Consider the following 20554-nt stretch of genomic DNA (forward strand, 5'->3'; position numbering starts at 1 on the left):
AATCCGGGATAATGCCGGAAAGCCTTACCTTCACTATTCCCCCCGGACAGCAAATCCGGTTATAGTGACAACAGATTCTAACGCGCATGATGCACTTAAAGGAGTAGCCATGATTTGGGTATATGCACTCATCGGATTAGCAGTTGGTTTAATCATTGGTGCGCTGGCCGTTCGTCTGGGCAGTTCTAAGTTCAGAGAGCAGGAAGCCATGAAACGGGACCTGGAAAAAAACAAGGCCGAACTGGAAGAGTACCGCAAAGAGCTGGTCAGCCACTTTGCCCGCAGTGCAGAACTGCTGGATAATATGGCGAAAGATTACCGCCAGTTATATCAGCACATGGCGAAAAGTTCATCAGAACTTATGCCGGAACTGTCCGCACAGGATAATCCGTTCAGCTACCGCCTGACGGAAGCTGAGGCCGATAATGACCAGGCGCCGGTAAAAATGCCGCCGCGTGATTATTCAGACGGCTCATCCGGCCTGTTCCGTCCCGTCGAAAACAAAGAAAGCTAATCATTGAAACCGCAGGCGACTGCGGTTTTTTTTCGCCTGAATTCAGCCGCTTAATACTGTCCTTCAAACCATTCCCCGCACTAATCTTCAGTTCACGTAAAGCCTTGTAAAGGTTGTTTTATTTCCGTTGAATGAGGAACTTTTACACACACATAGAGTCATAGGAGTATCTGCGTATGCTGCGGCTTCTCATGCCTGCAGATTCAGCTTATTAATTGATGAGACACAAAACGAATGATGAATAAAAAGAAAAAAAACCTGCTCAGTGCTGTTGCCATCAGCCTCGGGTTATCCCTCGCGGCGCTGCCTGCGGTATCAAATGCGGCCTTACCGGCCAAAATGGCCACCGGTGAATCTCTGCCGAGCCTGGCACCGATGCTGGAAAAAGTGCTGCCCGCTGTGGTCAGCGTGGAAGTTTCCGGTACCGCCGTTGCCCGCCAGCAGGTGCCGGAAGAGTTTAAATTCTTCTTCGGCCCGAATATGCCATCACAGCAGGAAAGTGTCCGCCCGTTCCAGGGACAGGGTTCCGGTGTCATTATTGATGCACAGAAAGGCTATATTCTGACCAACAACCACGTTATTCAGAATGCGGATAAAATTCAGATCCAGCTCAATGACGGCCGCAAATATGACGCGACCTTAATCGGCCGTGACCCGCAGACCGACATTGCCCTGTTACAGGTGAAAAATGCCCCGAACCTGACCGCCATCACCCTGGCGGATTCCGATAAACTGCGCGTCGGTGATTTCACCGTTGCTGTCGGGAACCCGTTTGGTCTGGGTCAGACCGCGACCTCCGGGATTATATCAGCATTAGGCCGCAGCGGTCTGAATGTGGAAGGGCTGGAAAACTTTATCCAGACCGATGCCTCCATCAACCGGGGTAACTCCGGCGGTGCGCTGGTCAATCTCAACGGTGAACTGATCGGTATCAACACCGCGATTCTGGCACCGGGCGGCGGTAATATCGGGATCGGCTTTGCTATCCCGAGTAACATGGCCAAAGACCTGACCTCACAGCTGATTGCCACCGGTGAAGTCAAACGCGGCTCCCTCGGCATCCGCGGTGCTGAAATGAACGCAGATATCGCCAAGGCAATGAGTGTGGAAGCTCAGCGCGGGGCGTTTGTCAGTGAAGTGATCCCGAAATCCGCCGCTGCCAAAGCGGGGATTAAGTCCGGTGACGTGCTGGTCTCAGTTGACGGCAAACGCGTCAGCAGCTTTGCGGAACTGAGAGCCAAAATCGGTACCACCGCACCGGGTAAAGAAGTGAAAATCGGTCTGCTGCGCAAAGGCAAACCGCTGGAAGTCAGCGTGATCCTGGATGACAGCGAAGGCCAGACCACCAAAGCGGAAAACCTGACCACTCTGCTTCAGGGCGCAACCCTGAGCAACGGCAGTAATAAAGAGGGTAATAAAGGCGTGAATATTGACGCGGTACAGAAAGATTCTCCGGCGGCCATGTCCGGCCTTCAGCCGGGAGACCTGATTATCGGCGTCAACAACCAGCGTGTGATGACCATTGTTGAACTGCGCAAAATTATCGACGGCAAGCCAAGCGTGCTGGCACTGAATATTTTACGCGGCGACGACAATATTTATCTGCTGCTGAATAATGCCGGCCGCTGATACATTTTTGCTGTGAATACAGAAACCGCGCCGCGTAAAACGGCGCGGTTTTTTATTTCAGGCAGCACCTGCCTCATAAAAATCCACGGCGGAATTCAGAACCGGTTTTACCACCCCGGCGCGGATCAGATAATCGCCGAAATCCTCCCCGTCCGTCCGCTCCTGTGACCAGCGTCCGATAAGCTCATCAAGCACCGATAAAATCACCGCTGAGCTGATATTTTCGCGGTACATGCGCGGGATACGGGTGCCGGTGCGGTTACCGCCGAGATGCAGATTATAGCGATCCGGCGCTTTGCCGACCAATCCCACCTCCGACAGCATGGCTCTTCCGCAGCCGTTCGGGCAACCGGTGACCCGCAGAACAATCTCTTCATTTCCCACGCCGTGCGAGGACATAATTTTCTCAACCTCTGTGACAAACTCCGGCAGAAACCGCTCCGCTTCCGCCATTGCCAGCGGACAGGTCGGGAATGACACACAAGCCATTGAGTTTTCCCGCAGCGGTGTGACATTGTCGCTGATAAGGCCGTGTGCCCGCGCAAGGGATTCGATACGGGATTTTTCCGCCTCCGGAATACCGGCAATAATCAGGTTTTGATTGGCGGTTAACCGGAAATCTCCCCGGTGGATTCTGGCGATTTCCGCCACGCCGGTTTTCAGCGGTTTGCCCGGCAAATCAATCAGACGCCCGTTTTCAATAAACAGCGTCAGATGCCAGTGGTCATCAATCCCTTTTAACCAGCCGATCTGATCACCACGCAGGGTAAATTCATACGGGCGGATCGGGGAAAACGTGATACCGGCACGCCGTTCGGTTTCCTGTTTAAATGTGTCAACCCCCACCCGCTCCAGCGTGTATTTGGTTTTGGCATTTTTGCGTTCCGTCCGGTTTCCCCAGTCGCGCTGAGTGGTGACAATCGCCTCTGCCACCGCCAGGGTATCTTTCAGCGGGATAAAGCCGAACTCACTGGCCAGACGGGGAAAAGTCGCGGTATCACCGTGAGTCATCGCCAGGCCGCCGCCCACCAGCACATTAAAACTAATCAGTTTACCGTTTTCCTCAATCGCCACAAAATTCATATCATTAGCGTGCAGATCAACATCATTCAGCGGCGGGATCACCACTGAGGTTTTAAATTTACGCGGCAGATAGGTTTCACCTAAGATCGGTTCCTCATCGGTTGCCGCCACTTTTTCTTTATCCAGCCAGATTTCAGCATAAGCGCGGGTGCGCGGCAGCAGATGCTCAGAGATTTTTTTCGCCCACTCATACGCTTCACGGTGCAGGCCGGACTGAACCGGGTTCGAGGTACAGAGCACATTGCGGTTCACATCATTGGCGGTTGCCAGTGAATCCAGCCCCGCCTCATGCAGCATCTGATGCGCCGGTTTGACATCCCCTTTCAGAATGCCGTGGAACTGAAAGGTCTGCCGGTTGGTGATCCGGATACTGCCGTACAGCGTCTGTTCTGCAGCAAATTTGTCTATTCTCAGCCACTGTTCCGGTGTGATCACACCTCCCGGCAAACGGCAGCGCAGCATCATGGCGTGACGCGGCTCCAGTTTCTGTTCTGTGCGTTCCGCCCGGATATCCCTGTCATCCTGCTGATACATGCCGTGAAAGCGGATCAGCAGGAAGTTATCCCCTTCAAATCCGCCGGTCAGACCATTTTTCAGATCCTCTTTGATGGTGCCGCGCAGATAGTTGCTGTCGCGCTTCATTCTTTCGCTGTCGCTCAGTTTGCCTTCCACGATTAAAGGCCCGTTATATTTATCGCTCATTAATAGACATCCCTCTGGTACCGGCGCGCTGTGCGCAGCTCACTTAAAAACTCATCGGCTGATTCATGATCCCGGTTACCGTACCGGCTGATGATCTCCAGTAATGCATCTTCGGTATCACTGGCCATCAGGCCCGCATTACCGCAGACGTAAATATGTGCGCCGTCCTCAATCCAGCGCCACACGTCCGCTCCCTGCTCGCGCAGTTTGTCCTGAACATAGGTTTTCGCCGGTTTATCCCGCGACCAGGCCAGCGAGATCTGGGTCAGCACACCATCACGCACATAGCGCTGCCATTCGGTCTGATACAGAAAATCCTCGGTAAAATGCTGATTGCCGTAGAAAAGCCAGTTTTTACCGGAGGCACCGTCATTTTCCCGTTGCTGCATAAAGGCACGGAACGGCGCAATACCGGTGCCCGCACCGATCATAATGACCGGCACATCCGGGTCGGCAGGCAGTCGGAAATTATCATTAGACTCAATGAAAACCCGCACATCCCCGCCCTCCTGTATATGATCGGCGAGAAACCCGGAAGCCCCGCCGGTCCGTGCCCGGCCATCTGTGTCATAACGCACCACGCCGACGGTCAGATGAATTTCATCGTCCGCTTCTGCCTGTGATGATGAGATGGAATAGAGTCTCGGGGTCAGCGGCCGGAGAATATCAGCGAAAGCCTGCGCTGAAGGCCGGGAAGGTGCCTGACGCAGCATTTCCGCGACAGGTGTTTTCTGCGCATAATGCAGCGCGGCCTGCTTATCACTGATCAGCGCGGATAACGCATCATGCTGCGATAACTGCGCATATTTGCTGACCGTTCCCCCGTTATTCTGTGTGAGCTCCAGATGCCGGATCAGCGCCCCGCGCAATGTGCAGGTGTGACCGGACACGGTAATCTCCGCTGCCGCATCGGCATGCAGCAGACTGATAATCTCATCGGCCAGTGCCGGATCATTCTCAAACCAGACGCCGAGGGAATCGCCGGGCTGATAATGCAGGCCGGAATCCCCTGCGGAAATTTCAATATGCCGCACATCTTTCAGGGAATTGCGGCCGGTAATTTTCTGATTAACGGAGAGAGATGCCGTCAGCGGTGCCTCTTTGCTGTAACGGTTTTCAGTAACAGTGGCCGCCGGAACGGTCGTCTGCTGCGGGTTTCCCGCAGAAACTCCCCGCGCTTTCAGCACCTGTGTCAGTGCATCAGCCCATGCCGCAGCCGCAGGCTGATAGTCCACATCGGCATCGGTTCTCGGCAGAAGTGCCGTTGCACCCGCCGCCGCCAGTTGAGTATCAAAATCAATTCCCGCCTGACAAAACTTCTCATATGACGAATCCCCCAGCGAAAAAACCGCATAAACCGCGCCGCTGAGATCCGGCCGTTTTGCCGAATGCAGATATTTATAAAACGCCACCGCTTCTTCCGGTGGTTCACCATCCCCCTGAGTGGATGTCACAATAATGACAATCTTCTCCCGGGCGAGCTGTTTATATTTATATTCTCCGGCGTTTACCAAATTAACCGCGAATTTTTCACTGAGAAAACGCGTTTTTAATTCTTCACATACGCGACGTGCATTACCGGTTTGTGACGCGGAAATAATGGTAATAATGTCACTGTCTGTTGTATTTGATGCCGGGAGAATAGCTGTCTGCACAGACGTATTTCCCCGTCCCCACAAATAACCGGATAACCAGGCCAGTTGCTGAGAGGTAAAATCTGCTGTTACTGTCTGCAAAGCCGCAAGCTGCTCCGCAGAAACCGGAAATACCTGTTCCGGTAATATCTGTGCTGCCATAGTCCTGTCACTCCCGCATTGCTCATTGTGGTTATTATTCCGTTATTTCCCAGGTTATCGTATTACGGCTTATTGAGAATAAGAAAATAAAGCCATAACTCATAACTAAATAATCTGATATATCATGACGATTATTCATTAATCGTATATTTTCGGAATTCACACTTAGACAAACAATGAATTACACGTAAAAAATAACGAATTTCTCACCCTTCCTTTTAATTGAAAAATGATCTTCAGCGGGAATATTATTCATGTATAACAAAAAGACATTTCAATATAAAAAGTAATTCTTTCCCGGAATATATTCTCTGACACTAAATAGATAACTACTCATGACTTCATAACGGAAGAAAATAATGTCGTTATATCAGCCTCAGAAAAAAAATAAATTAAAGGTCATTTTGTCCTTACTGGCGGCGCTGGCGGTGATAAGCGCATTTATTTACAGCCAGAAAGCGCCTGCACCACAGGCAACCACTGAAAAACCGGTGGTGATCGCTTATCAGGCGATTATCGATCCCGGCAAAATTGCACAGGCAAACCACGCCTATGAGGCCGCCACCGGTAAACAGATTATCTGGAAAAAATTCGACAGCGGCGCGGATGTGCTGACCGCCCTGGCTGCCGGTGAGGCGGATATCGCCAATATGGGCTCCGCGCCGTTTACTGTTGCCGCCAGCCGCGGACTGCCGGTGGAGGTTTTTTATATTTCCGGCATTCCTGACACCGCCGAGGCACTGATTGTCCGCAATGACCGTAATCCGTCAGGCGGACTGGCCGGTAAGAAAATTGCCGTACCTTTTACCTCCACGGCCCATTACAGCCTGCTTGCGACACTGGAGAACCTGAATATTGATGAAAAATCGGTACAGCTGATTAATCTGCGGCCTGCTGAGATTGCCGCAGCATGGGAGAGAGGTGATATTGATGCGGCCTATGTCTGGGAACCGGCCTTAAGTCAGCTGAAAGCAAACGGACAGATCCTGATTTCCGGCCGCGACGTACGGGCATGGGGTAAACCAACCTATGACCTGTGGGTCGCGGACAGCAAATTTGCTGCACAGCATCCTGATGTGCTGGCGCAGTTTGCCGCCGTTACTGATATTGAGGTTCAGTGGTATCAGCGGAACAAAAATACTATTGCGGACTTTCCTGACATCACAGGCAAAATTGCACGACTGACCGGTGCCCGCCCGGAAGATGTACCAGGCGTGATGGCGGGTAGTGATTATCCCGTTCTGAAAGAACAGAAACAGATCCTGACGACCACCCTGGCAGATGATATCCACAATACCGCGCTGTTTTTACAGCAGCAGGGCAGTATTGATTCGGTTAAAGATTCCTATGCCGGAAATATCAATACGGAGGCCGTCACCACAGCGGCGGGGAAATAATAATGGCGGATATCGTACTGGAGAATATTGATCTGGTTTATCACGGTCAGCCGCAGACAACCTTATCCGGTATTAATTTAACCATTCCGGATAACGGTATTACCGTTATTCTCGGCGCTTCCGGCTGCGGAAAAACATCGCTGCTGAATATTGTTGCCGGGTTTTTAACGCCCTCCGGCGGAAAAATAACACGGAACGGAAACGAAATTCAGCATCCCGCCTCTGACAGAGCCGTGGTATTTCAGAATGACGCACTGATGCCCTGGCTGAATGTCTATGAAAATATCGCACTGGGACTGAAAATTAAAAAGCTCGGTAAGCAGGAAGAAAAAGCGATTGTCGAAGAAAACCTGCAAAAAGTCGGATTACTGCATGCTATCACCGACAATATCTGGTCACTCTCCGGCGGAATGCGTCAGCGGGTCGGTATTGCACGGGCACTGGCTGTAAAGTCTGATTTTATTCTGATGGATGAACCCTTCGGTGCACTCGATGCCGCCAACCGGGAACAGATGCAATCCTTAATTCTGACGCTGTGGCAAAAACAGCAGAGTGCCTTTTTTATTATTACTCATGATATTGAAGAGGCACTGTTAATGGCCACAAAGCTGATATTAATGGCGCCGTATCCCGGCCGGATAATATCCGGAGAAGAACCCCCGTTTTATAAACAATGGTCGCAGGGACGGCGTATCCGTGAGATTAAATCGGATCCGGCGTTTATTCATCACCGCGACACACTGTCAGACAAAATAATGGCGTATCAGCGTGGTTAATTAACGGACACGGAGTGACATCAATGGCAGATATAACCGGAAATAAACAACCCCGCCACAGCCGTTTATTACTCAGCACTGTGAGTTTATCCGTGCTGATTACCGGCTGGTGGCTGATCACCGCATTTCAGTGGGTTAATCCGCTCTATTTACCCGCCCCGTCTCAGATAGGACACCAGTTTCTGGCGTTATCCGAATCCGGTTACATGAATGCCACGCTGTGGCAGCACCTGGCGGCCAGCCTGGATCGCATGCTCAAAGCGCTGCTTCTGGCGGTTATCACCGGGATCCCGCTGGGGGTACTGATGGGACTGAGTTCACGGATACGCGGAATACTGGATCCGGTGGTTGAACTGTACCGCCCGGTTCCCCCGCTCGCCTATCTGCCGCTGATCGTTATCTGGTTCGGGATCGGGGAAACCACCAAGATCCTGCTGATCTGGTTAGCGATTCTCGCTCCGGTCCTGATTTCAACGATGCAGGGCATTATGGCCGCGCCGGGAAACCGGATCCGCGCCGTGCAGTCACTGGGAGCAAACCGGCTTCAGGTACTGAGATATGTGATCCTGCCGTCAGCACTGCCGCAGATGCTGACCGGGATCCGGATTGGTCTCGGCGTGGGCTGGTCAACCCTGGTGGCGGCAGAGCTGGTCGCGGCACAGCAGGGGCTCGGGTTTATGGTGCAGTCCGCCGCGCAGTTTCTTAACACCGGTATTGTCATCACCGGTATCGCAGTGATTGCCGTGGTGGCACTCGCCATCGAACTGGCATTGCGTCATTTGCAGCAGGCATTAGTGCCGTGGTACGGCAAAGAATCTTAACCGACAGAGAGGTAATGAATATGGATATCAGACAATTAACACCCGCTATCGGCGCGCACGTCAGCGGCATTGATCTTAACCTGACACCGGATGCCGCCACGCTGGCCGTATTACAGGATGCCTTACTGGAACATCAGGTGCTGTTTTTCCGCCAGCAGTATATCAAACCGGAAGCTCAGCGGGACTTTGCCGCTGCGCTGGGAGAACTGCATATACATCCGGTTTTTCCTTCACATAAAAATGTGCGGGAACTGATTGTGCTCGACAGCCACCTGCTTGATCTGAAGGATAACGAACTGTGGCACACTGATGTGACATTTCTGGAAAAACCGGCCATGGGCTGTGTGTTATCCGCGGTACAGGTTCCCCCTTTCGGCGGCGATACTCTGTGGGCCAGCCTGACCCGGGCTTATGATGATTTATCACCGCCGTTGCAGGAATTTTTATCCGGCCTGACGGCGGAACATGATATCAGCCTCTCTTTTCCGGACAGCCGTTTTGCGCAGACCGGGGAAGCCAAAGCCGCGCTGGAAAAAGCCCGCCGCGATTTCCCGCCGAGACGTCATCCGCTGGTCAGAACCCATCCGGTCACCGGTAAAAAAGGTTTATTTGTGACCGCTGGTTTTACCAGCCGTATCTGTGAATTAAGCCCGGAAGAGAGTGATACATTGCTGACCTTCCTGTTTAAACACAGCACACAGCCGAAGTATTTTGTCCGCTGGCACTGGCAGGACGGCGATGTGGCGGTCTGGGATAACCGCTGCACCCAGCATCTCGCCAGTTTTGATTACGGCGATTTTCACCGCATTATGCACAGAGCAACGGTGATGGGGGATAAACCTGTTTAACCGGCTGTACCGCATGAGACTGTCAGTGACCGGCGGCTGACAGACTCATAACCGTCAGTGATAAATAACCGTCTGATACCGCACCTGTTTATTTGTACCACATCATAAAATACCGCAATTACACACATATAATTTCCCCGGATTATGCTATTCTGCCGGAAGTATCTGCTTCCCGTACTCACAACACCGGTTAAGGACTATGTGGTTTAAATTATTGCGCTCCGTTTTTATGGGACTTCTCGTGGCTGCCCTGCTTCTGGTCAGTGTCCCGTCTATTCGCCCGCAATTTGTGACCCAGTGGTTTACCCATCTGTTTAATAATGACGAACCGGTCAGCTACAACAAAGCGGTACGCCGCGCCGCGCCTGCCGTGGTCAATGTTTACAGCAGTAATATGGGCAGCCTCTCCCAGCAGGGTCCCGAAATGACCTCCCTCGGTTCCGGTGTGATCATGAATGATCAGGGTTATATCCTGACTAACCAGCACGTCATTAAAAACGCCGATCAGATCCTGATCGCCCTGCAATACGGTAATTACGGCCGCCTGTATGAAGGCATGCTGATCGGCGCGGATGATCTGACCGACCTCGCGGTGCTGAAAATCAATACCACCGATAAACTGCCGGTGATCCCGATCAACCCGAAGCGTCAGTCTCATGTGGGTGATGTGGTGCTGGCGATCGGCAACCCGTTTAATGTCGGGCAGACAGTTAACCAGGGCATTATCAGTGCAATGGGCCGTGTCGGGCTGAGTCCGACCCGCCGCCAGAATTTTCTCCAGACTGATGCCTCGATTATGGCCGGTAACTCCGGCGGCGCACTCGTCAATACCGAAGGCGAGTTAGTCGGCATCAATACCATGTCTTACGACAGCAATGATCCGTCACGGATGAGTGACAGCATCGGGCTGGCGATCCCCGCAGAGCTTGCCCTGCGCATTATGAATAAACTGATAAAAGACGGCCGTGTGATCCGGGGGTATATCGGCATCACCTCCAAAGAGCTGCCGCCGATCCGGACTAACAACAGTGATATCAATCAGATAACCGGTCTGCGGGTCTTTCAGGTTGCCCGTGACGGCCCGGCGGATAAAGGCGGGATTCAGGTCGGGGATATCATCACCAGCGTCAATAACAAACCGAGCACCTCACCACTCGAAATGATGGATCAGGTGGCGGAACTGAGCCCGGGCAGTGTTGTGCCGGTCACCCTGTTACGCAATGGTCAGATGCGGTCTGTCGATGTGACCATCGAGGAGTTCACTCCCTCCCCCGGCGGACAGGAATAAGACACAAAAAAAGAGCGGATATCCGCTCTTTTCTGTTTATGGCTTACATCAGAGAATTACTCCGCTGAATGAATGCGTTCGATATCCGCACCCAGGCCGCGTAATTTCTCTTCAATATGCTCATAACCGCGATCGATATGATAAATACGATCGACGATTGTGGTACCTTCCGCGATACAACCCGCCAGCACCAGGCTTGCCGATGCACGCAGGTCGGTCGCCATCACCTGAGCACCGGACAGTTTTTCCACGCCGTGGCACAGCACAGAATTACTCTCGATTTCCGCGTGAGCACCCATACGGATCAGTTCCGGAATGTGCATAAAGCGGTTTTCAAAGATGGTTTCCGTGATCATACCGGAGCCTTCAGCCACCAGATTCAGCAGACTGAACTGCGCCTGCATGTCTGTCGGGAAGCCCGGATGCGGCGCGGTACGGAAAGTGACCGCTTTAGGACGCTGCCCTTTCATATCAAGGCTTATCCAGTCGTCACCGGTTTCGATTTCCGCCCCGGCTTCGCGCAGCTTGGCCAGTACCGCATCCAGCGTATCCGGCTTGGCGTTACGGCACAGAATTTTACCGCGTGAAACTGCCGCTGCGATCAGGAATGTCCCGGTTTCAATACGATCCGGCACAACGGTGTGAGAGCCGCCGCCGAGGCGTTCAACACCTTCAATCACCACGTGGTCAGTCCCTGCGCCGGTGATTTTGGCACCCAGCGCATTCAGGAATGCAGCGGTGTCTTCAATTTCCGGTTCACGGGCCGCGTTTTCGATAACGGTTTTGCCTTTCGCCAGGACTGCCGCACACATAATCGTGATGGTGGCACCCACGCTGACTTTGTCCATCACGATAGTGTTACCGGTCAGGCGACCGTCCACTTCCGCTTTGACATACCCTTCATCGAGGGTGATTTTCGCCCCTAACTGCTCTAAACCGGTGATATGCAAATCAACCGGACGGGCACCGATAGCACAGCCACCCGGCAGAGAAACCTGACCGTGACCAAAACGGGCCACCAGCGGCCCCAGCGCCCAGATAGATGCGCGCATGGTTTTGACCAGATCATAAGGTGCACAATATTCATTAATTGCAGAGGCATCCACACGCAGTGTGGTTCCTTTGCGCTCAATTTTTGCACCCAACCGCGTTAACAGCTTCACAGAGGTGTCGATATCCCGCAGTTCCGGCACATTGTGTAATTCAACCGGTTCTTCCGCCAGAATTGCAGCGAACAGGATAGGCAATGCTGCATTTTTTGCCCCTGAGATAGTCACTTCGCCCTGAAGAACGGAAGGACCTTTTACCCGAAATTTATCCATCTGTAGACACTCTCATTATCATTAATTGCTGCCGCGTTACTTGTCACTGCATTGTCAGCCGCCGCGGTTACAGCCCGCTCAGTTTACGATCCCGTTCCCACTGAGCCGGGGTATAGGCTTTGATAGACAACGCGTGGATACGGTTATCCGCAATATATTCCATCAGCGGCGCATACACGGCCTGCTGCTGTTTAACGCGGCTCATGCCGTCAAAAAGATCGCCGACCGCGATCACCTGAAAATGGCTGCCGTCACCGGTCACAATTGCGTCAGTAAGTGCTAACTTATCCATCAGCACCTGTTTGATTTCATTCGTATCCATAATTTCTCAAATTGGTTATCAGATTGTGTGTTATAGGCACTATCGTAATCGAATATGCCCCGCTCTTAAACCATTAAAAATGCCTCCGGCTGTGGTGACACAACCGGAGGCAGTTACCTTACGGAAAATAACGGCAAATATGTATCTGTCGCGCCGTTATTTACATTATTTTAAATTCACGCGTTCTGACTGAATTCAAACTCAACGCCGTAGAGTGACATCAGCATCTGCAAGTTAGCGCTTACTCCGGATAACACAAACGGCGCTTCCGGGCGCTCTCCCCGCAGACGGACCAGCATGGCCAGCCCGGCAGAATCCACATGACTGAGACCGGAAACATCCACCGTCTGCACGGCGCTCATCTGCTGCTGACGTGCATTCCAGAACGACAGCAGTGTATCGCGATCCAGTTCCCCGTTCAGGGCGAGCGTTTCACCCTGTTTTTCCCACGTCAGCGCAGCCGTCATTATTTCTGATCCAGGGTAATCGGGGTTTTCGCGCTGCGTTCCAGCTCCGCAGTCAGACCATCAACCCCTTTCTGACGCAGAATAGATGCCCACTCATTCTGTTTGGTGGTGATCATACTCACGCCTTCGGCAATCATGTCATAAGCCTGCCAGTTACCGGTTTTGGTATTTTTACGCCACTGGAAATCCAGACGGATTGGCGGACGCCCTGCCGGCTCTGTCAGTGTCACACGGATAGCCACGATGGTTTTATCACCCAGTGGTTGTGCAGGATCAATCTGATAAGTCTGGTTAGTGTACATTGCCAGTGCCTGGCCGTATGCCTGTGCCAGATAAGCCTCAAAGGCTTTGAAGTAAGCATCACGCTGTGCCGGCGTCGCATCTTTGTAGTAAGAGCCTAACACCAGTGCACCGGCGTATTTGATCTGCACATACGGCAGTAATTCTTCCTGAACAACAGTGCGCAGATAGTCCGGGTTCTGCCGGATTTGCGCCTGTTCGGCTTTCAGACGGCTGAAGGTTTTCGCCGCCGCATCGTTCATCAGTGTATACGGGTTTGTCTGGTCAACAGCTCCGGCAAACGGGGCCATCACCACCAGCATCGCCGCTATCAGTAAACGCTTAAACATAATCAACTCCTGATTAATCACCGGCACTTTCCGCCGTGAAGGTGTCTTCGGTAAACAGTATTATGCAGGATGTCTGCCTCTGCGGGCAAAAACATCCGTTTTTACATTACTTTTCGTATCAGTGCTGTGCAGCCGGTGCCGGGGTATTACCCCCTTCGCCGTCGCCGCTCTTATACAGGAACTGACCGATTAAATCTTCCAGCACCATCGCTGGTTTGGTGTCCTGAATACGGCTGCCGTCTTTCAGCATTTCAGTCATCGGCAGATCCGGATCGGTTGTATTCTCAAACCCTTTACTGAGCGCCAGATACTGCTCACCCAGCAGACCGGAGGTGCGGATAGACAACGAACTGGTGTCCGGAATCTGGTCATACCGGCTGTAGATATCCAGCGTCACTTCCGGTTTATAGTCCTTGTCCAGACGGATGTCATTGACGCGGCCAATCACCACACCGCCGATTTTTACCGGTGAACGTGCCTGCAGGCCGCCGATATCATCAAAGGTGGCAGACACGCGGTAGGTTTTTTCGCTGCCGACAGAGCGGATATCCGCCACTTTCAGTGCCAGGAAGATAATCGCCGCAATGGCAATTAAGACGAAAAGCCCGACCCAAACTTCATTTTTCTTGCTTTGCATTGTTTAATTCCCGAACATCAGTGCCGTAAGCACAAAATCTAACCCTAACACGGCAAGCGATGAATGAACGACCGTGCGTGTTGTTGCCCGACTAATCCCTTCAGACGTCGGAATAGCATCATACCCGTTGTACAGGGCAATCCAGGTGACGGTGAAGGCGAAAACCACACTCTTGTAAATGCAGTTCATCACATCTTTCTGCCAGTCCACATTGGCCTGCATGGAAGCCCAGTAGAAACCTTCATCGATCCCTTTCCAGTCCACCCCGACCATGACCCCGCCAAGAATACCAACGGCGACAAAAATCATGGATAACAACGGCATACTGATCAAACCGGCCCAGAAACGCGGTGCAATCACACGGCGCAGCGGATCCACCGCCATCATTTCCAGGCTGGATAACTGTTCTGTGGCTTTCATCAGCCCGATTTCCGCGGTCAGCGCAGAACCGGCGCGTCCGGCAAACAGCAGTGCGGTCACCACCGGCCCCAGTTCACGCAGCAGCGACAGCGCCACCATCATGCCAAGGCTGGCTTCCGCACTGAAGGTTTTCAGAACCAGATATCCCTGTAAGGCCAGAACCATCCCGATAAACAGCCCGGATACTGAAATAATCAGCAGGGACTGCACACCGACGCTGTACAGCTGCTTGCGCAGCAACGGCCACTGCCGGGCAAACTGCGGTTTGCCGAACAGCGCACGGAACAGCATGTATCCTGACCGCCCGAAAGACGCACATGTCGCTAACGCGCGGCGTCCCAAAGCAGCAAGTGCCTGTGTCAACATGTCTCGTTTATCCTAATAAATCTGATTGGTAATCACCCGCCGGATAGCGGAAAGGAACCGGTCCGTCAGCAATACCATCCAGGAACTGGCGCACACGCGGTTCGGTGTTCTCCTGCAACTCTTCTGCGGTGCCCTGTGCAATAACGGACTGCTCCGCGACGATATAAGCCTTATCCGCAATACTGAGCACTTCCGGCACATCGTGAGAGACCACGATGCAGGTTACACCCAGCGACTGATTGAGTTCATCAATCAGTTTTACCAGCACACCCATGGTAATCGGATCCTGGCCGACAAACGGCTCATCAAACAGGATAAGATCCGGATCCAGAGCAATGGCCCGCGCCAGTGCCGCACGCCGTGCCATCCCGCCGGAGAGTTCTGACGGCATCAGGTTTGCCGCCCCGCGTAAACCAACCGCTTCCAGTTTCATCATCACGGTTGTCCGGATCAGGGATTCCGGCAGACGGGTATGCTCGCGCAGCGGGAACGCCACGTTGTCATAGACTGTCATATCCGTGAATAATGCGCCGGACTGAAACAGCATGCTCATTTTGCGGCGCGACTGATAGAGTCTGCTGCGGGAAAGTGCCGGGATATTGTCGCCGTCAAACCAGATCTCGCCGCTGTCCGGGCGTAACTGCCCGCCAATCAGGCGTAACAGTGTGGTTTTCCCGATCCCGGACGGCCCCATAATCGCGGTCACTTTGCCGCGCGGCACATCCAGGCTGATATCATTAAACAGCATGCGCGAACCGCGCCGGAAGCACATGTTCCGGATCTCAATAATATTTTCCGTCTGTCGGTTCATGACCTCACAACCTTAACGTTATGTTTTTTGTGTTTCTGCAACACATACAGGACTGACCCATCATAATATAAAAAAATCCGGCAGTTTTCGCCTTTAAATGCGGGTGTTACTGTCTGAATTATTTATCACCCCTGAGTAACGGGGTATAAACAGCGTGATACACAAGTATATCAGCATTTAACATTAACGCTCCCGCCGGGCGCAAAACGTCTGTTTTACTTTTGCGCCTCAGCCCGTACAATACCCTCAATTTCCCGTACTTCATTATTTCTGACTGTTTTTCAGCCCGGAGGAGAGCCATGTTACTCACCAGCATCCTTTTACTGACCGGGTTGATTCTGCTGGTTTATGCCTCTGACCGGATTGTGTACGGCGCGGCGGTTTTCTCCCGTTCTCTCGGCATCTCCCCGTTTATCACCGGTATTCTTGTGGCCGGTCCCGGTACGTCGCTGCCGGAACTGCTGACCTCCGCCGGTGCGGTGCTTGAAGGGCAGCCGGATCTGGCGCTCGGCACCATTATCGGATCCAATATTACCAATTTACTGCTGATTGCAGGCCTCGCCGCCCTTATCCGCCCGCTGAGTGTGCAGTCGGCGGTGCTGCGCCGTGAGCTTCCGCTGATGCTGGCCGTAATGGCGCTGTTCGGGCTGTTTATCTGGTCCGGCGGTATCACGCGGGTTCAGGGCGGGTTTCTGGTGCTTGCGGGGCTCGCCAGTCTCTGGCTGGTGGTGAAAATTGCCGCAATGGCGCGGCGTGATCAGTATGACGGCTTCACTACTGAACAAAACCATGAACTGCCGCAGGAAAATAATTTGCCGGTTGCTTTATTGTGGCTGGTCGCTGGGTTGCTGATTATGCCGGTGGCGGTCCGGATTGTGATCGATAACGCCTCTGCATTCACCCGCTATGCGGAGATCAGCGGGCGTATCACCGGACTGACTATCCTGGCTGTCGGTACCAGTCTGCCGGAACTGTGCACCACGATTGCGGCGGCGGTCAAAGGTGAAAAAGATATCGCGCTGGGGAATCTTATCGGCGCGACACTGTTTAATACCACGGTCGTTGCGGGGATCCCGGCGTTATTAGCCACAGCGCCGATGGCAGCAGACAGTTTTATGACCGATTTCGCCGTGATGATCGCGGCCGGTGTGTTATTTATTTTCTTTGCGGCCGGCCGGAACCAGCGGCTAAACCGGCTGAAAGGCATTATTCTGCTCAGTGCGTTCACCGCCTGGCTGATAAGCCTTTTTACCGGCTGATAAGCGTCAGCCATTAATACACAGACAGATACTGAAAGTGAGAAAAAACTGATGTCCCGAACTGATTTTCAACTAACAGGTAAACGTGTCCTCCGGATTGAACGTGAAGGTCTCGCGTCACTCGAACAGTATATTAATGATGATTTCGATAAAGCCTGTGAACTGATATTCCGCTGTGAAGGCAAAGTGATCATCATGGGGATGGGAAAATCCGGTCATATCGGCCACAAAATGGCCGCGACATTTGCCAGCACCGGTACCCCTTCCTTCTTTGTGCATCCGGGTGAAGCCGCACACGGCGACCTGGGGATGGTCACAAAGAAAGATGTGGTTATCGCAATTTCAAACTCCGGTGAATCCTCAGAAATTCAGGCGCTGATCCCGGTTATCAAACGTCAGAACATCCCGCTTATCTGCATGACCGGCAACCCGGACAGTACTATGGGAAAAGCAGCGGATATTCATCTGTGTATTAAAGTCCCGCAGGAAGCCTGCCCGCTCGGCCTTGCGCCGACCACCAGCACCACCGCCACACTGGTGATGGGTGACGCGCTGGCGATTGCCTTATTACAGGCGCGCGGCTTTACCGCTGAAGATTTTGCCCTCTCACATCCGGGCGGCGCGCTCGGCCGCAAACTGCTGTTACTGGTTTCCGACCTGATGAACACCGGGGATGATATCCCGCGTGTGCCGAAAACCGCCTCACTGCGCGAAGCACTGGTGGAAATCACCCGTAAAAAACTGGGTATGACGGTTATCTGTGACGATGACATGATTATTCAGGGCATTTTCACTGACGGTGACCTGCGCCGGATTTTCGATGCGGGCACAGACCTCAATAACTGCCAGATTGCCGATGTGATGACCCCGGGCGGGATCCGCATCAAAGCCAATACCCTGGCGGTTGAGGCACTGAATTTAATGCAGTCCCGTCATATCACCTCTTTATTAGTCACAGAAGGTGATAAACTGCTCGGCGTACTGCATATGCATGATCTGCTCCAGGCCGGAGTGGTGTAAGGACTGACGATGACACAAATTACCACTATTGACACCTGCTATGGCCCGATAGCGCAAACAGTTATGGAAAAAGCCGCTAAAATACGGCTTCTTATCTGTGATGTGGACGGCGTGATGTCTGACGGCCTGATTTATCAGGGCAACAGCGGTGAAGAACTGAAAGCATTTAATGTCCGTGACGGCTACGGTATCCGCTGCCTGCTGACCTCCGGAGTGGAGGTGGCGATAATTACCGGTCGTAAAGCCAAATTACTGGAAGATCGTGCCAATACACTCGGAATTACACATCTTTACCAGGGACAGAGCGATAAGCTTTTGGCGTATCGCGAACTATTAGATAAACTGGTACTTCGCCCCGGCGAAGTCGCCTATATCGGCGATGACCTGATTGACTGGCCGGTCATGGCAGAGGTCGGTTTATCCGCCGCAGTGGCGGATGCCCACCCGTTATTGTTACCCAAAGCGGATTATGTTACACAGATTGCAGGCGGCCGCGGGGCTGTCCGCGAATTGTGCGATCTGATTCTGCTGGCACAAAATAAGCTGGATGCGGCCAGAGGCCTGTCCGTCTGAAGAGAATTTCATTGGTTATAATGGCTTTATCAGGGATCTCATGAGTAAATTTAAGCTTTGGCTGATCATTATTCTGGCGCTTATCGCCCTCGGTCTGCTCGGCTGGAACCTGTCGGTCACCCGTTCAGGTGACACCGACGGTAAGATTGTGGAAGACGGTACGCCGACGTATAAAACCCAAACGTCCTCAACCCTGGCTTACGAGCCGACAGGGCTGCTGGCGTACCGGCTGAATGCGGATGATGTGCAGAACTTTGCTCAGGAAAAAATAACCTGGTTTACTAATCCGGTGCTGACCACCTACGACCCTGATAAAACCGCCACCTGGACGATTCGTGCAAAGCGGGCCAAATTAACCAATGACAGAATGTTATATTTATACGGTGATGTGCAGGTTGACAGCCTGACCACCGATACACAGCTCAGGCAGATCACCACGGATAACGCCGAAGTCAATCTGACAACCCAGGATGTGAGTTCTGACGATAAAGTCACCATCACGGGAACAGGACTGCGTTCCGTCGGATTGCAGATGCGGGGTAATTTACGCAATCGTAATGCGGAACTGATCAAAGATGTACAGACTTACTATGAGATCCCAAATGAAAGCAAACATCCTTAATACTCTGATTGCAACAGCAATTCTGGCCGTCAGTGTCCCTGCTTTGGCGTTAAAAGAAGATACACAGCAGCCGGTGACGGTAACATCATTAAAACAAGCCCTTGATTTAGAAAAAAATATCACCACATTTACTGACAATGTCGTGGTAAAACAGGGAACAATTGATGTCCGCGCTGACAAAGTGGTGGTCACCCGTCCGGGCGGCGATTCCAATAAAATGGTGATCGAAGCATTCGGTAATCCGGTGACCTTCTACCAGATGCAGGATAACGGTAAGCCAATCAAAGGACGCGGCAGCAAACTGCGTTACGAAATGGCCAATGAACTGGTCACGCTGACCGGTAATGCCTATCTGGAACAGCTGGACAGCAATATCACCGGTGACAAGATTACCTACGTGGTGCCGACACAGCAGATGCAGGCATTCAGTGACAAAGGCAAACAGGTGACTACCGTACTGCTGCCGTCACAACTTCAGGAAAAAGGCCCGGCGGCAACCGGCCAGAAAGGTAAGTAACGATTTATGGCAAAATTAACTGCAAGCAAATTAGCCAAAGCCTACAAAGGGCGCAAAGTCGTCGAAGATGTGACGCTTGAAGTCAGCTCCGGCGAAATCGTCGGGCTGCTCGGCCCGAACGGTGCCGGGAAAACCACGACCTTCTATATGGTCGTGGGTATTGTTCCCCGTGATGCCGGTGCGATAAGCATCGATGATGAAGATATCTCCCTGCTGCCGCTGCATGAACGTGCCCGCAAAGGGATTGGCTATCTGCCTCAGGAAGCCTCTATTTTCCGTCGTCTGACGGTATGGCAGAACCTGATGGCGGTGCTTGAAATCCGCAAAGATCTGAACAATGATGAACGCCGGGAGCGGGCGGAAGAGCTGATGGAAGAGTTCCATATCAGCCATCTGCGCGATAACCTGGGGCAATCACTGTCCGGGGGTGAACGCCGCCGTGTGGAAATTGCCCGCGCGCTGGCCGCCAACCCGAAATTCATCCTGCTGGATGAACCGTTTGCCGGTGTTGACCCGATTTCTGTTATTGATATTAAAAAGATTATTCAGCACCTCCGTGATTACGGGCTCGGCGTCCTGATCACTGACCACAACGTCCGCGAAACACTGGATGTCTGTGAACGGGCTTATATTGTCAGCCAGGGCCATATGATTGCCCACGGCAGCCCGGAATCCATTCTGAATAATGAGCAGGTTAAACGTGTTTATTTAGGCGAAGGTTTCCGCCTGTAATGC

At 52.6% G+C, this 20554-nt stretch carries 22 protein-coding genes; 13 read left to right on the forward strand and 9 right to left on the reverse strand.

The window, feature by feature from the left end:
• Nucleotides 1-109: 109 nt before the first annotated feature.
• A complete protein-coding gene (gene zapG, locus GN208_RS03130) occupies nucleotides 110-514 on the forward strand; it encodes a Z-ring associated protein ZapG (protein ID WP_004236342.1) in 405 nt (134 codons plus the stop codon).
• A gap of 234 nt (nucleotides 515-748) precedes the next feature.
• Nucleotides 749-2143 (forward strand): serine endoprotease DegQ, encoded by a 1395-nt coding sequence (gene degQ, locus GN208_RS03135; protein WP_004236340.1) that lies wholly within the window; start codon nucleotides 749-751, stop codon nucleotides 2141-2143.
• Between the two features lie 57 nt (nucleotides 2144-2200).
• Here the strand turns inward: degQ and cysI are convergent, their stop codons facing one another.
• Nucleotides 2201-3928: an assimilatory sulfite reductase (NADPH) hemoprotein subunit gene (gene cysI, locus GN208_RS03140; RefSeq protein WP_243828292.1), complete on the reverse strand. Its 1728-nt coding sequence runs from the start codon at nucleotides 3926-3928 to the stop codon at nucleotides 2201-2203.
• Entirely contained in the window at nucleotides 3928-5724 is a 1797-nt protein-coding gene (cysJ, locus tag GN208_RS03145) for an NADPH-dependent assimilatory sulfite reductase flavoprotein subunit (RefSeq protein WP_004236337.1), read from the reverse strand. The genes cysI and cysJ overlap by 1 nt, the downstream gene beginning before the upstream one ends.
• Nucleotides 5725-6083: 359 nt before the next feature.
• Here cysJ and GN208_RS03150 point away from each other — a divergent pair, with 359 nt between their 5' ends.
• The 5 genes from GN208_RS03150 to degS all read left to right on the forward strand — a co-directional run bounded on the left by GN208_RS03150 (nucleotide 6084) and on the right by degS (nucleotide 10854).
• Nucleotides 6084-7121, forward strand: coding sequence for a glycine betaine ABC transporter substrate-binding protein (locus GN208_RS03150; protein ID WP_004236335.1), 1038 nt, complete (start codon nucleotides 6084-6086; stop codon nucleotides 7119-7121).
• A 2-nt stretch (nucleotides 7122-7123) separates the two neighbouring features.
• The gene (locus GN208_RS03155; protein WP_004236334.1) at nucleotides 7124-7897 is read left to right on the forward strand and encodes an ATP-binding cassette domain-containing protein; all 774 of its coding nucleotides are present in this window, start codon (nucleotides 7124-7126) and stop codon (nucleotides 7895-7897) included.
• 23 nt (nucleotides 7898-7920) lie between these two features.
• The gene (tauC, locus tag GN208_RS03160; protein WP_004236332.1) at nucleotides 7921-8718 is read left to right on the forward strand and encodes a taurine ABC transporter permease TauC; all 798 of its coding nucleotides are present in this window, start codon (nucleotides 7921-7923) and stop codon (nucleotides 8716-8718) included.
• 14 nt (nucleotides 8719-8732) lie between these two features.
• On the forward strand, nucleotides 8733-9566 hold the full coding sequence (tauD, locus tag GN208_RS03165) for a taurine dioxygenase (protein ID WP_032097975.1): 834 nt from the start codon (nucleotides 8733-8735) through the stop codon (nucleotides 9564-9566).
• 199 nt (nucleotides 9567-9765) lie between these two features.
• Nucleotides 9766-10854: an outer membrane-stress sensor serine endopeptidase DegS gene (gene degS / locus GN208_RS03170; RefSeq protein WP_004236329.1), complete on the forward strand. Its 1089-nt coding sequence runs from the start codon at nucleotides 9766-9768 to the stop codon at nucleotides 10852-10854.
• Between the two features lie 56 nt (nucleotides 10855-10910).
• Here the strand turns inward: degS and murA are convergent, their stop codons facing one another.
• From murA to mlaF, 7 genes are all read right to left on the reverse strand, one after another.
• Nucleotides 10911-12176: a UDP-N-acetylglucosamine 1-carboxyvinyltransferase gene (gene murA / locus GN208_RS03175; protein WP_004236328.1), complete on the reverse strand. Its 1266-nt coding sequence runs from the start codon at nucleotides 12174-12176 to the stop codon at nucleotides 10911-10913.
• 67 nt (nucleotides 12177-12243) lie between these two features.
• Nucleotides 12244-12498 carry a BolA family iron metabolism protein IbaG gene (ibaG, locus tag GN208_RS03180; RefSeq protein WP_004236327.1) on the reverse strand — a complete coding sequence of 85 codons (255 nt, stop codon included), beginning with the start codon at nucleotides 12496-12498 and terminating at the stop codon, nucleotides 12244-12246.
• A 176-nt stretch (nucleotides 12499-12674) separates the two neighbouring features.
• Complete coding sequence (gene mlaB, locus GN208_RS03185) at nucleotides 12675-12965, reverse strand: lipid asymmetry maintenance protein MlaB (protein WP_004236326.1); 291 nt, start codon at nucleotides 12963-12965, stop codon at nucleotides 12675-12677.
• The gene (gene mlaC, locus GN208_RS03190; protein WP_004236324.1) at nucleotides 12965-13594 is read right to left on the reverse strand and encodes a phospholipid-binding protein MlaC; all 630 of its coding nucleotides are present in this window, start codon (nucleotides 13592-13594) and stop codon (nucleotides 12965-12967) included. The genes mlaB and mlaC overlap by 1 nt, the downstream gene beginning before the upstream one ends.
• Nucleotides 13595-13712: 118 nt before the next feature.
• The gene (gene mlaD / locus GN208_RS03195) at nucleotides 13713-14231 is read right to left on the reverse strand and encodes an outer membrane lipid asymmetry maintenance protein MlaD (RefSeq protein ID WP_004236322.1); all 519 of its coding nucleotides are present in this window, start codon (nucleotides 14229-14231) and stop codon (nucleotides 13713-13715) included.
• Between the two features lie 3 nt (nucleotides 14232-14234).
• Nucleotides 14235-15017: a lipid asymmetry maintenance ABC transporter permease subunit MlaE gene (gene mlaE, locus GN208_RS03200; RefSeq protein WP_015422977.1), complete on the reverse strand. Its 783-nt coding sequence runs from the start codon at nucleotides 15015-15017 to the stop codon at nucleotides 14235-14237.
• A gap of 7 nt (nucleotides 15018-15024) precedes the next feature.
• A complete protein-coding gene (gene mlaF, locus GN208_RS03205) occupies nucleotides 15025-15828 on the reverse strand; it encodes a phospholipid ABC transporter ATP-binding protein MlaF (protein ID WP_004236320.1) in 804 nt (267 codons plus the stop codon).
• Nucleotides 15829-16127: 299 nt separating this feature from the next.
• Between mlaF and GN208_RS03210 the strand changes: the two genes are divergently transcribed.
• The 6 genes from GN208_RS03210 to lptB are packed head-to-tail and all read left to right on the forward strand — an operon-like array spanning nucleotide 16128 to nucleotide 20551.
• Nucleotides 16128-17087 (forward strand): calcium/sodium antiporter, encoded by a 960-nt coding sequence (locus GN208_RS03210; RefSeq protein ID WP_004240511.1) that lies wholly within the window; start codon nucleotides 16128-16130, stop codon nucleotides 17085-17087.
• A 51-nt stretch (nucleotides 17088-17138) separates the two neighbouring features.
• Nucleotides 17139-18107 (forward strand): arabinose-5-phosphate isomerase KdsD, encoded by a 969-nt coding sequence (gene kdsD / locus GN208_RS03215; protein WP_004236318.1) that lies wholly within the window; start codon nucleotides 17139-17141, stop codon nucleotides 18105-18107.
• Between the two features lie 9 nt (nucleotides 18108-18116).
• Entirely contained in the window at nucleotides 18117-18680 is a 564-nt protein-coding gene (gene kdsC / locus GN208_RS03220; RefSeq protein ID WP_004240514.1) for a 3-deoxy-manno-octulosonate-8-phosphatase KdsC, read from the forward strand.
• 40 nt (nucleotides 18681-18720) lie between these two features.
• Nucleotides 18721-19302: an LPS export ABC transporter periplasmic protein LptC gene (gene lptC / locus GN208_RS03225; RefSeq protein WP_004236315.1), complete on the forward strand. Its 582-nt coding sequence runs from the start codon at nucleotides 18721-18723 to the stop codon at nucleotides 19300-19302.
• A complete protein-coding gene (lptA, locus tag GN208_RS03230) occupies nucleotides 19283-19819 on the forward strand; it encodes a lipopolysaccharide ABC transporter substrate-binding protein LptA (RefSeq protein WP_004236314.1) in 537 nt (178 codons plus the stop codon). The genes lptC and lptA overlap by 20 nt, the downstream gene beginning before the upstream one ends.
• Nucleotides 19820-19825: 6 nt before the next feature.
• The gene (lptB, locus tag GN208_RS03235) at nucleotides 19826-20551 is read left to right on the forward strand and encodes an LPS export ABC transporter ATP-binding protein (protein ID WP_004236313.1); all 726 of its coding nucleotides are present in this window, start codon (nucleotides 19826-19828) and stop codon (nucleotides 20549-20551) included.
• The last annotated feature ends 3 nt before the right edge of the window (nucleotides 20552-20554 follow it).

It is taken from the genome of Morganella sp. HSTU-ASny43, assembly GCF_022819185.1.
Lineage (GTDB): Bacteria > Pseudomonadota > Gammaproteobacteria > Enterobacterales > Enterobacteriaceae > Morganella > Morganella morganii.